Consider the following 16,535-nt stretch of genomic DNA (forward strand, 5'->3'; position numbering starts at 1 on the left):
ATCCCCTCCAAAGCGGCGTCGTTAAAGGCATGGATAGTGTGATCTTTCAGCAGCGGCATGGACAATCATGATCCCATACATAAATGTATTCGACTAGGGCAAAATAATTGTCAACCATTCTGAAAAACTCCAAGAAAGGATGAACATTTATGAAAATATGGGTATGCACACTGCTTCTGATCTTTATACTTACAGGTTGCAACAGTCCCACACGCAACGCTTCGCCGAATCAGGGTACACATGCAAAAGGTTACGGAGGAAATGTAACAACTCAGCAAGATCAAAGGAAAGGATCTCACATGCTCAATGCACAGGAAGATCGGATGAACCCTTCACGTCTGAACCGTCTCAATGAAAATACGGGTGAAGTCCATGATACCAACATTGCGGATGATGCAGAGAATGGCCGGATGCCAAATGAAAAACGGATTAATCATCTTAAAGCCCTTGCCAAGCAAGTCGAAGGTGTTGAAGATGCGAACTGCGTCATACTCGGTAATACAGCCGTAGTTGGCATTGATGTTGATGGTGAACTGGAACGTGCTCGAGTAGGTACCATTAAGTACTCTGTAGCCGAGGCACTTCGCAAAGACCCCGAAGGCGTAGATTCCATTGTTACTGCAGATGCGGATGTCACTGAACGAATTAAAGAAATTGGTGAACATATTCGTCAAGGACACCCGATCTCCGGTTTTGCTTCAGAACTCGCTGACATGGTGGGACGCATTATTCCCCAACTACCAAAAGACGTCAAAGTCCGTCAAAATCCGGATGAACATGAGAATCCAGAACAACAAATGCAGCAGCTGCATTCATCGGACAAAAAACAACAAAAAGCCCAGTGATCTCTCACTAGGCTTTTTTCATGGCAGCAAAAACCTGCTCATCTAATTTCTCAGCAGCACGCTGATCATATATTTTGACATATTGAGGCACAGAAGACAGTTGAGCGCCGTAAAACAGAGCATTCCTCACCGCTTCAATCGTAATGTCGAAACAGCACATATTAAATGGAACATCCTGCAGCGGATCTTGTCGTACCGCAGCACGTCCGTTCACTGCGTACACCGTCTCTTCTCCAAAGACAGTAACTGTAATGAGCGGATTCTTAATCATGTTGTTTACTAAGCGTGAACGATGATCGATCGCTACACGAAACGTAGAAGCATTCTCCGCATAAATCCAGGAGATGGCTGTTGAAGTCGGACCTCCGGATTCTACATCCACTGTGCTCAGAAGCACAAAGGTCTCATTCTTGAATTGCTGTAAAAGAGAATCAGTTAATTGTGTGACGGCTTCGGACATTCAACCAGCCCCCTAACCTTCTTTATGCAATTCTTAAACTTGGTTTATGTTATTATAGCATACCAATTAGCGTGCTTCCAATCCCAAAAGAATGAAGGTTATTCGGCTGAAGGTGAAGTCGTTACTTTACCTGAAAGTGTATCTTGCAAAGCCTGCTTTGCATTGGCGAGTTCCGTCTCATTAATATACACATATGGACTTCTCCACTCTCCGGTAACCGGAGTATAATGCACATCCGAGGTAGATATGTTCCAATACGTCGAGATAAAGTTTTTCATTTGTTCCGATTCCACATCTGTCGTCATGTTATCATCCACTGCACCAATCACTTTGCTAATCTTCGTAATGCCTCCAAGAGATTTCATCTGATCCAGCATAGAGTTCAGCACTTGGTTTTGACGTTTGTTACGATCAAAGTCGTTGGATTCAGCAGTCTTTGGATCACAATTGGATTTCCGGTAACGAACAAAGTCCAGTGCCGCTTTACCATCGAGATGTTGTGCGCCAGCGACCAGATTGATATCCGTACCGTCGGCTGTATCTCTGTAACACATATTTTTATCCACAGTCACATCCACGCCACCTACAGCATTGACAGCATCACGGAACGCCTGGAAATTCAGGACGGTTGTATAATTAATATCTACATCCAAATATTTGCCCATCATTTCTTTCATCTGATCCTCTGCATTTTTGCCGGAGGTTTTTTCCTGTGCTTTGAACCTTGGATAATAGGAGTTCAGCTTGTTGGATTTGTATCCATCTAATTGAATACGTGTGTCTCGTGGCAAAGATACAATGGTTGCCGTCTTGGTCTCCGGATTCAACGAAGCTACCATAACGACATCCGAGAGATACGTACCAGTTTCCGGACGGTTATCCGTACCAAGCAACAACATCGTGATCGGTTTGGTTGTGGCTGACATCCCCGGAGGTACCGGTTTGTCGATGCCTGTATCAACGACTTGATTGTATACCCAATACGCATATCCGCCGCCTACCACAATGGCAATAACCAATAGACTCAAAAAGATTCTGCCAAAAGCATTCATTCTCTTTTTCTTCTTAGGCTGCTTTCCCTTGCCATTCTTCGATCCAGAAGCGCCGGATTGCGTCGGTGCCTGTCTCCGTGGAGGCAGTCCGTTCGAATTCGAGTTCATATCTTCAACACCTTTATCACATCTGTTTTTGTCTAAATAAAAGACAACCGCTTTCCCTAAGGAAAACGGATGGTCTGTACAAGACAGGATTTATGAGTTTCGAGCGGCAGCTTCCGCTTTTTTCTTTTGACGACCTTCAATAAAATAACGCACTCTCACTAATAACATCAAACCAACCGCCACCAGCAAACATTGAATGATGGGAAGCTTGTCGATTTGAAAAATAAGAAGCATGAATGTGCCCATCGCCATCAATATATAGAGAACGATTTCCTTACCAAGCGGCAATTTCTGACGTACCCGAAACACCTTGTTATATACGTAAGTAATCAATACAAAGATGACGATGTAGGCTACGATCGGGTTTGACGCGAACCATGCTTGCATGCACAGCCAGCTCCTTTCGTTATCATGCTAGGATATAAGTTAACTGGTTGATGGAACACCACCAACAACATTAATTACAAAGCTCTGCAATGCGACCGTTTCGGATTCGGATCGTTCTTTTGGTCGCTGTTATCCCCATATTTTTTTTGATCCATTTCTCAATGGTAAAATCCGGGGATAAAGGCGAACGCTTCGCTCCTACAGAATCGATTCCGTATCCTCCACTACTTTAGCGGGCTGTAATCGATGTCGATGGTGTAGATGTGTTCCATCAAACGTTAACTTATATAAATTATTTTGTTGTTATTAGGATTTTGAAGCCATTTTGCGTTGTTTTTCTGCACGCTCACGCTCGGATTTGTTCAGGATCTTCTTACGAAGACGAATAGATTTTGGTGTAATCTCACAATATTCATCTTCATTCAGATATTCAAGCGCCTGTTCCAATGAGAAGATAATCGGAGTTTTAATTTTAACCGTATCATCTTTACCAGAAGAACGAACGTTAGTCAGTTGTTTTTCTTTGCAAATGTTAACAACGATATCATTGTCACGTGTATGTTCACCAACAATCATACCTTCGTAGATTTCAGTACCCGGCTCCAAGAAGAGCGTACCACGATCCTCAACGCCCATCATTCCGTAGAACGTAGATGTACCCGTTTCAGTTGAGATCAGTACACCTTGGTGACGTCCACCCACTTGACCGGACACTACTGGAGCGTAGCTGTCAAATGCATGGTTCATAACACCGTAACCACGAGTCAAAGTCAGGAAGTTTGTGCTATATCCGATCAAACCACGTGCTGGAATCAGGAACTCCAGACGTACTTGTCCACTACCAGTGTTGACCATGTTAACCATCTCTGCTTTACGTGCGCCCAGGCTCTCCATTACGGAACCCATGCTCTCTTCAGGGATATCAATCAACAAGCGCTCAACCGGTTCCATTTTCTTACCGTCAACTTCTCTTACGATAACTTCTGGTTTGGATACTTGAAGCTCATATCCTTCACGACGCATATTTTCAATCAGGATACCCAAGTGAAGCTCACCACGTCCGGAAACGACAAATGCATCAGGGCTTTCCGTTTCGTCAACACGAAGGGAAACGTCTGTTTCCAACTCTTTGAACAAACGCTCACGAAGTTTACGGGAAGTTACCCATTTACCTTCACGACCTGCGAATGGACTGTTGTTCACGAGGAACGTCATTTGCAGTGTAGGCTCATCAATTTTCAAAACTGGAAGTGCTTCTGGGTTATTCGGATCAGCGATGGTTTCACCAATGTTGATGTCCTTGATCCCTGCAATCGCAACGATATCGCCTGCTCCTGCTTCTTCTGTCTCAACACGCTTGAGACCTTGGAAACCAAACAGTTTCTCGATACGTGCAGTTTTGCTTTTACCATCACGCATAATAACCGTTACCGATTGTCCTTGACGGATCACACCGCGGTTAACACGACCAATGGCAATACGGCCAAGGTATTCATTGTAGTCCATCAAAGTAACGAGGAATTGAAGTGGCTCTTCAACATTCTCTGTTGGGTGAGGGATATGACTAACGATCGTATTGTAGATCGCCATCATGTTGTCGTCCTGTTTCGCAGGATCATTATCCATGCTGGATGTTCCGTTCAATGCGGAAGCATATACAACAGGGAATTCAAGTTGTTGATCGTTGGCACCCAGTTCAATGAACAGGTCCAGTACTTCATCAATAACCTCAGTCGGACGAGCCGCTGGACGGTCAATTTTATTTACAACAACGATTGGTGTCAGGTTGTGCTCCAGTGCTTTACGAAGTACGAACTTCGTTTGTGGCATACAGCCTTCATATGCATCAACAACGAGCAATACGCCGTCAACCATTTTCATGATACGTTCCACTTCACCACCGAAGTCGGCGTGTCCTGGTGTATCCACAATGTTGATCAGGTAATCTTTATAAGTTATAGCCGTGTTTTTGGCCAAAATCGTAATACCGCGTTCACGCTCCAAATCGTTGGAGTCCATTGCGCGCTCCTGTACCGTTTCGTGATCACGGAAAGTACCGGATTGCTGGAGCAACTTGTCGACGAGCGTAGTTTTCCCGTGGTCGACGTGGGCAATAATCGCAATATTGCGAATGTGTTCTCTTGAATGCATGGTTTGTATCCATATCCTTTCCAATTTCAATTCTTATCTACTAAACTTCCCGCAATTTCGCAGGTTACTCACAAAATAAGCGTCGGTGATATCCCGACGCATGTCTATATCCCTTATATTATAGTTGATCATAGGTAAAAATCAAGATATTTCGCATGAAAAGACCACTGGGAATGTTACCAGCCTCTCCCTTGACGCCCTCGACCAAGCAATAACCAGGCTCCGCCCAAGATCAAAAGGACAGCCAACACATAGATTATTCCCGTTTGAAGCAAGGTAAATCCGAATAATATGATCGACACCGCTCCAAGGATCAGAGCTGCAGGTAACACAAATTCCGGTCTTCGCCGCTCAGCCATTCCATATTCGAGTAAACCTATGGCGATCCCCAGCAAGAACGCTGGCCACAGCCTGCTCATAAGTCCTGCACCCCATGTATTCGTTATACTGAATAAAACACCATACACCGTTAGTATGCCACCAGGAACAAGTGACCACGATGGTGAAATACGCGCATAGTATAACGCATGAAGGGCGATACCTGGCAGCAGAATTAGCAAAGGCCAGAAATTACGACCAATGAATCCAAACACACCAAACTTGCCAAGCAGAATAATAATCCCCGCAACCACAATAAATAGTCCAATCGCTTTTTCATTTCTCATCCTCATCTGAATTCACCTCTTATACCATTGGCTATGTATTTTCACTCTTATAAACGATGCGCATTCCATGATGTCATTGGTTTTCAATCCTGTAATCCTGCTTCTAGTGTATCCGATGTTTCGCCAAAAAACTATACTTTATGTCGCACTTTACTTGCTCCCTTTACCTGTATTACCCTAAAATGTGCAACTTATGACTAGCCCAATGGGACATGTATTGACAAGAGGATTTCTCGCCACACAAAACCGCCTAAACCAGACGGTTCAGACGGCCATATGTCCAAGCTTTTACCCGATACCAAACTATGCGTTCTTCCGCACAAATTTATGCGCGCCTCCAACCGCGACCACAAGACAAGCCATTGCTGCGGGTAGCAGCGTATGTACCTCTGATGCCATTCCTCCCAGCCATTCTCCTAACTTTGGATCTTTCATTACCATCTCACCTGCTGTGAAGGCCAGAATGCCTGAGCCGACGAATACCAGAATCGGAAATCGCTTCAACAAACCAACAATTAACCCACTCCCCCATACGACAATAGGGATACTGATAGCAATCCCGATGACGATCAAAGCCAGATCTCCATCAGCCAATGCTGCTATGGCCAAGACATTATCCAGACTCATTACAAAATCGGCAATCAGAATCGTTTGAATGGCTTTCCAGGTCGTGGAAGCTTCTCGGATATGTACTTCATCATCATTTTGAAGCAGCAGCTTCACTGCAATCCAGAGTAACAGTAGACCACCTGCGGCCTGAATAAACGGAATTCCCAGCAATAATACTGCTACGAAGGTTAATACGCAGCGTAACAGTACCGCACCAAAAGCCCCCCACCATACCGCCTTTTTACGTTGTATTGGTGGCAGATCCTTGCTGGCAAGCGCAATAACAACCGCATTATCTCCACTCAATACCAGATTGATCATTAAAATCTCAGTTAACAGCCATAGTGTATCCATGTCCTCATCCCCCCACATTAACTTGTATGTCAGAGTTGTCCATGCTATTCTTAATGATTGAACATTATATAAGGAGTGACATATCCCATGGAGCTATTTAGTCCCACATTCTGGCTGGCTTTGTTGAACGTTGTCTTTATTGATCTCATTCTGGCTGGAGATAATGCCATCGTCATTGGCCTTGCAGCTCGAAATTTGCATCCCTCCGTGCAGAAAAAGGCGATTCTATACGGAACCGGCGGCGCACTTCTGATTCGAATTTTGGCAACGGTTGTTGTGTTATGGTTGCTTAAGGTGCCTTGGCTCTTGCTTGTGGGAGGCATACTTCTGATCTGGATTGCCTATAAATTATTGGCTGATCAGGGGGATGAACACAATGATATTCAGGCGGGAACTTCCCTGTGGACCGCTATTCGAACCATCGTAATCGCGGATGCAGCCATGGGATTAGATAACGTGATTGCAGTCGCCGGAGCTGCACAGCAGCATCTCGTGCTTGTCATTCTCGGACTCTTAATCAGTGTACCGATCATCGTCTGGGGTAGTACCCTGTTTATCAAGCTCATCAATCACTTCCCTTGGATCATCTATGTCGGAGCCATTGTTCTCGGGTATACAGCTTCCAATATGATTACTGAGGAGCAGCGACTCTTGCCTTACTTTACTGAACATCCGGCATTGCGCATTCTCTTCATCGTTGTTGTTATTGCAGGCGTAGTCTTTGCGGGTTATCGCAAACGCTCCAGCAGCTCCAGCAACAAGGGATCTGGCGGGGAGCAGCAGCGCTCCTACTCATAGGGAGTCTAATCTTAAAATGTCTTCTGAATACAGCAAAGGACTGAACGATATTTCATCGTACAGTCCTTTTTTCCAGTTTACATAGCCCTTATTATGTCAGTCGTGCTAATTTTTGTTGAATTAGAACCAATCATCCTTCAATCCATTATCACCTGTCTGATTGGATACCATGGAAGTTTCACCGGCATGAAGTGTGATCGTTTCTGTCTGCTCTACCGCCTGATCCAGCCATTCGGGCAACTGGCTCATTGTCGATTCAATTTTATCCACAATTCGAAGATTTGGATTGGTTGAAGGTGACTTTGGCACAAAGAGAGTACAGCAATCCTCATATGGCAAAATAGATATGTCATACGTTCCGATCTGTTTGGACAGGGTGATGATCTCCTGCTTATCCATCATAACCAGTGGCCGTAGCAGCGGCAGATCCGTCGCACGACCAATGACATTCATACTCGGAAGCGTCTGACTCGCTACTTGACCCAAGCTATCTCCGGTGATCAGTGCAAGTGCACGTTCACGCTCGGCAAGTTTGGAGGCAATTCGGAGCATTGAACGTCTCATCAGCGTAATAATCAGGTTATCCTGACCCAGTTGGGTAAATGCCGTTTGAATCTCTGTAAATGGAACCAGATGCAGCTTGATTGTTCCTGCATGATCAGCAAGGGCACGCGCCAAATCAATGACTTTCTCTTTGGCACGCTCGCTTGTGAACGGGTAACTGTAGAAATGCACACATTCCACTTCCAGTCCACGGCGCATGGAAGACCAGGCTGCAACGGGACTATCTATTCCACCTGACAGCAGTACCATCGCTTTTCCATTCGTACCCAGCGGAAACCCACCTACTGCCGGAATGGTTTCGTTGAAAACATAGGTGCCCTGATCCCGAATTTCCACTCGAAGTTCAATATCAGGTTGACGAACATCAACACTTAATTGCTGAAACTTCCGTAGGATCGGGGAACCAACCAGATGATTCATTTCATGCGAAGAGTTCGGGAACTCTTTCCATACCCGCCTTACATTTACCTTGAATGTGGTGCCTTCCTTAAATTCGTCTTGCCTTTCGTCCATAAACGCAACTGCTGTTTTCACAATCTCATCTAGCTCGGATGGAGTAACTTTAACCGGACTAATCGACATCACACCGAATACCCGCTTCAGTACATTAATCAGTTCAGTATGTGATTCACCGCCAAGATCCACATAGACACGGCCATATTCTTTGCGAAGGCTCGCTCCTGGATAAGGTTTAAGCAAAGCTTTCACCTGTGTAATGATTGTTTTTTCAAATCGTGCACGATTCTTCCCTTTTAACATAAACTCTCCGAAACGGAGAAGCAGCATATCATATTTCATATCCATTCACATCCGCCTTTCAAGGGGTCGCAACTGCGCCACCATCTGATGTAAAGCCTGCTCAAGCAAGGCTACATCTTCTTCTGTAAGTTCATCTCCAAGACTAATACGCAATCCGCCAGCAGCACAAGCTGCATCCCTGCCCATCGCGAGTAGAGCCCGACTCGGTTCAGCCGAACGCGAAGAACAGGCCGATTGGGTGGATATCGTTACGCCAAGTTGCTCCAAGGTGTGCAGCGCCACTTCTGCCTTCATTCCGGGATAGGAGAAGTGCACAATATGAGGCGCTCCCTCTTGGCGACTGATTAATTCAAATTCAGGAATGGCACGTATCGTTTCCATCAATTGATCACGGAGCACCGTTGTACGCCGGGCAAAATCCACCTGATCTTCCGCTGCCATTCGCATGGCCTTCGCCATGCCTACCAGCAAGGCCACGTTCTCTGTACCTGCTCTTAGGCCCTGCTCCTGTGATCCCCCTGACAATAGTGGCGTAAGCTCCACTCCACTTCGCACATACAGGAGACCTGCTCCCTTCGGTCCACGGATCTTGTGAGCAGACAAACTGTACAGATCTGCACTCCATGCGGCAGGTGTAGCCTTCATTTTCCCAAAGCCCTGAACACCATCTACATGGAAAAGCACACGTGGTGCTTTCTTTTTGAGCTGTTTGCCGATCTCTGCAATCGGATGGATGGCTCCTGTTTCATTGTTAACATGCATCAGACTCACAAGCACCGTATCCGGTCTGATCGCTTCTACAACCTGTTGAGCGTTCACCACACCATCGGAATTGACAGGAATTAGCGTTACATCCCATCCCCACTGCTGCAATTGCATAAAACTTTCATACACCGAAGCATGCTCGGTAGCCGTTGTTATGATGTGTCTGCCTCGTGACTGATAACGTAATGCCGCACCTTTTATTGCGAGATTGTTACTCTCGGTCGCACCGGAAGTAAATACAATCTCTTCAGGCTTAACACCTATTGCCGCAGCACATCCGGATCGAGCACGACGCAACAATTGATGAGCACGCTCTCCATACCCGTGAATGGAGGACGGATTTCCGAATTGTGTCTCCATAATTTCGGCCATCGTACGAATCACATCAGGATGGGGAGGTGTCGTTGCAGCATAATCAAAATATTTCAAATGAGGTTAGACCTCCCTTATCTCTTGGTTCATAAACCTACAGTGAGCATTGTAACACGATACCCATACAACACAAAAAGACCAACCGGGAACAAGCGTTTCAAGCGCTGCTGCTCCCACATTTGATCTTGTCCTGCAATGATGTGTTTTCGCAATGTCTTTCTGTGAATTTAGATCACATATTTGGACTGTGCCTTTTCCACCTTGGAAATATAATTCTGAGTTTCTGAAGGCAGACGGTTAAGTACACTCATCAGTTCACTATCACTCGACACGCCCAGACGTGAAACACGACCCGGTCCTGCATTATAAGCAGCAAGCGCCATCTTCACTTCTCCACCGAAACGCTGAAGCTGAAGGGAAAGATACTTCGTACCTGCATCAATGTTCTGGGCAGGATCAAACGAATTACTCACACCCAGCCCTGCAGCCGTGCCATCCATTAATTGCATAAGCCCCTTAGCACCTGCGGAGGACACTACATTTGGGTCAAAATTGGATTCTGTGTCAATGACGGCCTTGATCAATGATTCAGGCACACCATACTTGGCACTTGCTTCCGCAATCAATGATTCATAATCCGTAGGTACAGATGCACCGGAATCCACGATTCCTGTATTGGATAAAGATAATAAAGACTCAACGATGTTATTGGAGACAGAGGAAGATCCTGCCGTATTTATATCCGGATTGTACGTGCTTCCAAGTTGCAGCCACAACAGACCATCACTGGATCTTTTGGAGCCTGTGGCGCTGGAATTCGTATTGCTTGACGAATTGGCACCCGTGCCTAACAGCCCGTCCATCATGTTGGCGAAATCCACTGTTGAACCAGCATCTGGGTCTGATCCATTGGTTTGGTTGTTCACATTGGACAATTGCAGTTCCAACAACTGCCGCGATCCGTTTGGATCAATCTGCATGAGTTATACCCACTCCCGTATAATAAGCGTATTATGACCTTATTCTACATCGTTTTACAGCAAGGTTCCATTGTTTTCAAAAAATTATATGAATCTTCCCACTTAACCTGCGCATATACGAAAGAAACCTTCTGTTATTCACCGCATGTGGGTGAGAACAGAAGGCTTTTGAATAAATCATTTTACAATTTAGCGAGCGAATGGAATCATGAAAAAATAACTCAGCGTAGCTACAATACCCAGTCCAATGGACCAGGCGCCCGCTGTCTTACGACCATTCACATAAGCATAGTAACCCAGTACGGCTGCGGCCGGTCCAAGTACAATTGACCACATAAACAAGGACGCGATGCCGAAGGCAAGTCCCATGTAACCCGCGACCTTACCTGTTGATTCCATGACCCGGTCAGCCTCATGCTTCTCAGGTACAGGCTCTGCCCGTTCGGTACCTCCAGTTCTTACAACAGTCGGAGGAGCGACCTCTGCCCCGTATTCTTCCCGATGTGCTTTTCTGGGATAATCGACACGCATACGCTGTTTTTCACCGTCAACATTGATTTTAGGACGATCTTGAAAATTAAACTTATTATCGTCATTTTTCATTTGGAAGCACCTCCGTTATAAATAGGGATGACTGCTCACTTAGGTTTGAACGTGTGACAACATGTTGCAGAGGATGTGCGTGCATGATCATGGTGATCGGAGTCAAATGTCTCACCGGCAAATTCCTCATGCAGACGACGGGTGGCATGTTGATCAATGTCAATCATGATGGCATCAGCTTGGCAGAAGTTGTTTTCTCCCCAGAAGTTGCAGTTGGAGACGCTGCATTTGACTATTGGTTTGTCTTGGCTCATTTTTTATCACCTCGACTACTATTGTCTCCCCGCCACAAACCCGATATTCCCCGCCAAAATGCCAGATGATGACATGATCACGCCATAGTCTGATTGTCACCTAGAGACGCAAAAAAACCGCCACAAGGGCGGTTTCGTCCAATTTCATATTAAGGTTTAAACGTGAATTAAGCGTGATTACGTTGATTTTGCATACGGCGCTGAGTCAAGTAGTCACTTTCATAATATGCCAGATCATCGCGCAATTCTTCGTACGTTTTGGAAACCTCAAGAATGACATCCCGTACTGCACGGATTGGCTTATCACGGAACCGAATGGCGTCTTGTCCTGTGTAAGCGTATCTTCCGTCTTCGGAATAACATTCATTTTTCGGATAGAAAAAGCTATTTACGCATTGGTGATACGTATTATAAAGAGCCTTTTCGGCAAAATCGACATCAAAGTTGGCACGACGCAGCACAACGCCAAGTTTTTCGTAAGAAACTTCAGAAAAAACGAGCAAATGACGGAGATCTGAAAGAAATCCTTTGTAGAAGGCTGTTGATTCTTCCGTCTGATTCTGATCCAGTTCAGGCAAGGCATTTTCATTCAAAAATTTTTCAATCCGATCGATAGCCGGTTTTAACTTTTCCCTAGTTGACTCACATGTTTTCTGTACATTGGCTGCTGACATAAAGGTAGCTCCCCCTTAAATAAGTCCTTACATATAGGTCGGCCAACGGTGGTTTTCCCCTGACCTTTGAATTCTCAGCTATAATCCTACCATAAAAAGATGACGAGCGGTATCCCTTAATCATGCTTTCCGTTTCTGTCATTAAACATGCCTATTATACGCAGTTAGACTCGAACTCGCCTGCATAAAAATATCCGCTTTTTCTAACGATAGATATAACCAGTGACAACGATGAAGCACTGTTAATGATTGTCCAAAATGAACCAAGGAGGTTCCATCCACCATGTCCAGACCGAAATGGATTAACTGGGCCCTTGCAGCTGGTGCGGGAGCACTCGCCCTGACACTCCTGCTTCCAACATCCAATCGTCCCGAACCTAAGCCAAGTGCCCTGCCCGATTCTGCTCATGAAGAGCACACGAACAAGCAGCGTCTGAAAGTGCAGGATGTCAAAGCAACAGATCTCCTGACTCGCATGGATGCCAAGCAACATCTCAGTATCATGCTGGAGAAAACCTCAACAATGAATGACACACAGATTAGTCGATACGTGAATGATCTCCAAAGTTCACATGGACATATCAAATCCATTCATCTTATGGGTACCAATGGCTCATTGGGCAAGCCATTTGATCAGGCATCCCCGCGAGGCAGCAAGCTAGAACGACAGAAGCTTGATCATGCGCTGAACCTTGCCAAAAAAGCAGTAAACAAACGTCAAAGCTTCGAATCCTCTTCTTTCCCTTTGGGAAAAGAAAAATATTTTGTAATGGGGCAACCCTCGAAAGATGGTAAAAGAGCTGTGATTGCCTTGTTTAGTCAGAACGTATTGAATGCTGTTGAACAACACCAGCGCAAAAATCTGCGCATGATCCCTTATCCGCGTGAAGGCAAATTTAAAATTGAGTCAGTTCACCCGGATACGCTGAACGAAATCACGGTGAAAACCGGGCATGATAATGCCAATGCCAGTCATTTCTACGAAAATGAAATCGTCATCCGTTTTCGGCAAGATCCCGGTGAACGGGATATGCGAATCATTAAATCTGATCTAAGAGCGCAATCTGCGCGCAAGCTGGGATATACGTATGTTTTTCGGTCAGAACACATGAATTACAAGCAATTGCATAGCTATTTCGAAAGTAAATGGACTCCACTCTATATGGAACCCCATTACATGTATTTAACCAATGACACCGTAACTGAACAAACCGATGTAACGATACCCAACGACATTTTGTTCTCCGATTATCAGTGGAACTTGCCTGCGATTGAGACAAATAGAGGTTGGAATATTACCAAGGGGAACAAAGATGTCATCGTTGCTGTGGTCGACACGGGGGTTGATATGAATCACCCTGACCTGAAGGGCAAGCTTCTTGAGGGCTATAATGTGGTCGAACCGGGAAGCCAACCAATGGATGATGTGGGACATGGTACACACGTCGCAGGCATTATCGGTGCCATTGTCAACAATAATGAAGGCGTGGCAGGCATGAGCTGGTATAACAAGGTCCTGCCGGTAAAAGTATTGGATAACTCGGGGTCTGGAACCACGTATGCCGTTGCTGAAGGTATCATCTGGGCAGCCGATCATGGAGCTAAAGTCATCAACATGAGTCTCGGCAATTATGCTGACGCGCAATTTCTTCATGATGCCATTAAATACGCCTTTGACCGCGATATCGTGCTGATTGCAGCCACAGGAAACGATAATACCGAGCGTCCTGGCTACCCTGCTGCCTATCCGGAAGTATTTGCCGTATCTGCTACGGACCCGGATATGAGCAAAGCATCCTATTCCAACTACGGGGACTATGTGGATGTGATGGCCCCGGGGTCCAGTATTGCAAGTACGTACCCGGACAATCAGTATGCAGCGTTGTCTGGTACATCCATGGCTAGCCCACATGTAGCCGCGCTTGCAGGGTTGATTCGTTCCTTGAACCCGGACTTAACCAACACGGAAGTCATGGATCTGATGCGCCAAAGTGTCATCGACCTCGGCGATCCGGGCCACGATAAGTATTTCGGCTATGGGCAGATCGATGTCTATAAAGCACTGCAAGCCGCATCAGGCAACAGCGCTCCTCTGCAGTTTTGGCCCCAGCATGTCAGACAACAAATGGATAATACGATGAAAAAGTATACCCAGTAGTCGTCATGACTCTATTCTGTAAAAACACAAAAGCAGCTGCGCCCCGGGGCGTACGCTGCTCTTTGGTTTATATCCAAATTCCAATTCCCCGGGGCACCCGCTGCGATTACCGTTTGCGAGAAGTTGTGCGGGCTTTGCTTGATTTTTTCACGGATTTTTTCTTCGGATTATGGCTGGATACGTAGCAAGGATCTTCTTCTTTAACAACAACAGGGTACATGTGGTGGTGGATCGGAACACAGTGATGTTTTTTGATCACTTCAATCGGGTGGATTACAGGTACGATTTGCGGAATGTAATAATCCTCAACAACCTGGATCGGGTCACAGACAATCGGACAAAGCGGTGGACAGTAATGGTTCATTTCAAAACCAACTCCCTTTCTGGTGATACTATAACCTATTGCATTAAGTCGAAAGTGGATTGGATGTATGTCCATACTCCTAAAAATTATATGAGCGGTAGCCTGTCCGCCACTGCCCCACCCTGCTGAGGTGTTACTCTGTCAATGACTCCGCAAAGTACACGAAGCCCTTCACACAAAAGCTCGACGCTCGTTACCGTGAAGCAGATGCGTAGACTGGAAGTATCCGTCTCCCCCACATAACAGGCGGAACCCGGGAGGAATGAGACCCCTGCGGCAAGCGACTGATGATGCAGTTCACGCATATCCAGGCTACTCGGAAGTTGAAGCCACAGATTAAGTCCTCCCTCTGGCAAGCGCCAGTGTATATCCTTAGTAGCATGCTCTTCCAACACTTCAGATGCGGCACACAAACGAGAATACAATTCATCCCTCAAGCGGGATACATAGGCCCCATACTGATTCTGAATAAAGGATTGCAATGCCTTCTGTGTAAGCAGTGGGCTTCCCAAATCTGCCGTAGATTTCGCAGCCACAAGCCGGGTCAGTACGCTTCCGTCTGCAATGGCGCAGGCTATACGGCAACCGGGAGACAGCACCTTGCTGAAGCTTTTGATATACACCACATGACCTGTCCCATCCATGGATTTAATGGAAGCCGGGGGAGGATCACGAAAATAAAGATCTGCAAACGGGTCATCCTCCAGAATGAGGCAGTGGTAGCTTTGCGCGAGATTCAGTAGCTGCGCTCTCCTTCTTGCACTCATCGTGATCCCAGTTGGGTTGTGATAGGTCGGGATCGTATAGATCAGCTTGGGCGGATAGGTGTCACATAAGCGGGTTAACAGATCAATACGCATGCCTTCGTCATCCATCGGAACCGTGATGATCTTGGCCCCTCTGCTTGTAAACACATCAATGGCTCCGGTATAGCTTGGCGCCTCCATATACACGACATCTCCGGGTCCGACAAAAGTCCGTGCCACAAGATCAATTCCCTGCTGAGCACCGCTTGTAATTAGCATGCGTTCAGGTGTCACCTGTAGGCCACGCTCGGCAAAATGTTCCGCAAAGATCTGTCTGAGTTCCCGATCTCCCTGAAAAGATCCATACGCCGCCATACGCTCTGCATGATCAGAGGAAAGCCGGTAGGCACTGTCGATAATCTCCCGTGTAGGTAACAGTTCAGGCTGAATCGCTGACATATGAAGTTCATAGCGTACTTGAGGTGACGTATCAAAATGTCTCCAGAGCTGTGCTCTTGGTAAATAATCCACCAGTGCCATCTGCCAATTCCATGGCGTACTGGATTCACCATTACCATGGACCCGTTGTGTCCGGTCGGCATCCTCTCTCTGATCCACGTGCAACGCCCCTCTTACGTAACAACCTTTACCCTGGGAGCAGGTAATCAATTGAATCGCTTCGAGTTCAGCATAGGCCTTCGATACGGTGACCAGGCTGACACCCAGATCCGTGGTCATTTTACGAACAGAAGGAAGTCGGGTTCCGGGTTCAATCAGTCCTGACCTGATGCGGTCCGCAATCGTTAGCGCAATTTGCACGTACAATTTGGTACTGCTTCCTCGTTTTAATTCAATATGCATGCGTGC

17 protein-coding genes are annotated in these 16,535 nt (G+C 46.1%); 3 read left to right on the forward strand and 14 right to left on the reverse strand.

Translation table 11 applies throughout. The annotated features are described in order from the left end of the window. Positions 1-149: 149 nt before the first annotated feature. Positions 150-845 carry a YhcN/YlaJ family sporulation lipoprotein gene (locus tag HF638_RS19370; RefSeq protein WP_169481636.1) on the forward strand — a complete coding sequence of 232 codons (696 nt, stop codon included), beginning with the start codon at positions 150-152 and terminating at the stop codon, positions 843-845. Between the two features lie 7 nt (positions 846-852). Here the strand turns inward: HF638_RS19370 and HF638_RS19375 are convergent, their stop codons facing one another. From HF638_RS19375 to HF638_RS19400, 6 genes are all read right to left on the reverse strand, one after another. Continuing rightward, complete coding sequence (locus tag HF638_RS19375) at positions 853-1,305, reverse strand: pyridoxamine 5'-phosphate oxidase family protein (protein WP_169481637.1); 453 nt, start codon at positions 1,303-1,305, stop codon at positions 853-855. A 98-nt stretch (positions 1,306-1,403) separates the two neighbouring features. Continuing rightward, positions 1,404-2,465 carry an LCP family protein gene (locus HF638_RS19380; RefSeq protein ID WP_169481638.1) on the reverse strand — a complete coding sequence of 354 codons (1,062 nt, stop codon included), beginning with the start codon at positions 2,463-2,465 and terminating at the stop codon, positions 1,404-1,406. Positions 2,466-2,555: 90 nt separating this feature from the next. Continuing rightward, positions 2,556-2,852: a YlaH-like family protein gene (locus HF638_RS19385; RefSeq protein WP_047843765.1), complete on the reverse strand. Its 297-nt coding sequence runs from the start codon at positions 2,850-2,852 to the stop codon at positions 2,556-2,558. 306 nt (positions 2,853-3,158) lie between these two features. Next, entirely contained in the window at positions 3,159-5,003 is a 1,845-nt protein-coding gene (typA, locus tag HF638_RS19390) for a translational GTPase TypA (protein WP_169481639.1), read from the reverse strand. Positions 5,004-5,179: 176 nt separating this feature from the next. Continuing rightward, the gene (locus tag HF638_RS19395; RefSeq protein ID WP_169481640.1) at positions 5,180-5,674 is read right to left on the reverse strand and encodes a hypothetical protein; all 495 of its coding nucleotides are present in this window, start codon (positions 5,672-5,674) and stop codon (positions 5,180-5,182) included. Between the two features lie 297 nt (positions 5,675-5,971). Beyond that, on the reverse strand, positions 5,972-6,631 hold the full coding sequence (locus HF638_RS19400) for a TerC family protein (RefSeq protein WP_169481641.1): 660 nt from the start codon (positions 6,629-6,631) through the stop codon (positions 5,972-5,974). Between the two features lie 87 nt (positions 6,632-6,718). On the opposite strand from HF638_RS19400, the gene HF638_RS19405 reads away from it, so the two are divergent. Beyond that, positions 6,719-7,429, forward strand: coding sequence for a TerC family protein (locus tag HF638_RS19405; RefSeq protein ID WP_062835479.1), 711 nt, complete (start codon positions 6,719-6,721; stop codon positions 7,427-7,429). A gap of 120 nt (positions 7,430-7,549) precedes the next feature. Here the strand turns inward: HF638_RS19405 and thiI are convergent, their stop codons facing one another. From thiI to HF638_RS19435, 6 genes are all read right to left on the reverse strand, one after another. Then, entirely contained in the window at positions 7,550-8,791 is a 1,242-nt protein-coding gene (thiI, locus tag HF638_RS19410) for a tRNA uracil 4-sulfurtransferase ThiI (protein ID WP_169481669.1), read from the reverse strand. Between the two features lie 6 nt (positions 8,792-8,797). Continuing rightward, complete coding sequence (locus HF638_RS19415; protein WP_169481642.1) at positions 8,798-9,946, reverse strand: cysteine desulfurase family protein; 1,149 nt, start codon at positions 9,944-9,946, stop codon at positions 8,798-8,800. A 170-nt stretch (positions 9,947-10,116) separates the two neighbouring features. Beyond that, complete coding sequence (locus HF638_RS19420; RefSeq protein ID WP_169481643.1) at positions 10,117-10,869, reverse strand: lytic transglycosylase domain-containing protein; 753 nt, start codon at positions 10,867-10,869, stop codon at positions 10,117-10,119. Positions 10,870-11,058: 189 nt separating this feature from the next. Next, positions 11,059-11,472, reverse strand: coding sequence for a hypothetical protein (locus HF638_RS19425; protein ID WP_169481644.1), 414 nt, complete (start codon positions 11,470-11,472; stop codon positions 11,059-11,061). 35 nt (positions 11,473-11,507) lie between these two features. Further along, entirely contained in the window at positions 11,508-11,726 is a 219-nt protein-coding gene (locus HF638_RS19430) for a DUF1540 domain-containing protein (RefSeq protein WP_076211597.1), read from the reverse strand. A 167-nt stretch (positions 11,727-11,893) separates the two neighbouring features. Then, positions 11,894-12,400 (reverse strand): YpuI family protein, encoded by a 507-nt coding sequence (locus HF638_RS19435; protein ID WP_062835484.1) that lies wholly within the window; start codon positions 12,398-12,400, stop codon positions 11,894-11,896. A 283-nt stretch (positions 12,401-12,683) separates the two neighbouring features. On the opposite strand from HF638_RS19435, the gene HF638_RS19440 reads away from it, so the two are divergent. Continuing rightward, positions 12,684-14,558 (forward strand): S8 family peptidase, encoded by a 1,875-nt coding sequence (locus HF638_RS19440; protein ID WP_169481645.1) that lies wholly within the window; start codon positions 12,684-12,686, stop codon positions 14,556-14,558. Between the two features lie 106 nt (positions 14,559-14,664). Here HF638_RS19440 and HF638_RS19445 read toward each other — a convergent pair whose 3' ends face one another. Both HF638_RS19445 and pdxR read right to left on the reverse strand, forming a co-directional pair. Beyond that, on the reverse strand, positions 14,665-14,922 hold the full coding sequence (locus HF638_RS19445; protein ID WP_036615016.1) for a hypothetical protein: 258 nt from the start codon (positions 14,920-14,922) through the stop codon (positions 14,665-14,667). An 86-nt stretch (positions 14,923-15,008) separates the two neighbouring features. Next, positions 15,009-16,529, reverse strand: a complete 1,521-nt coding sequence (gene pdxR / locus HF638_RS19450; protein WP_169481646.1) for a MocR-like pyridoxine biosynthesis transcription factor PdxR — start codon at positions 16,527-16,529, stop codon at positions 15,009-15,011. Positions 16,530-16,535: the final 6 nt, after the last annotated feature.

Origin of the sequence: Paenibacillus sp. SZ31, assembly GCF_012912005.1 — a bacterium.
Classification (GTDB): Bacteria; Bacillota; Bacilli; order Paenibacillales; family Paenibacillaceae; genus Paenibacillus.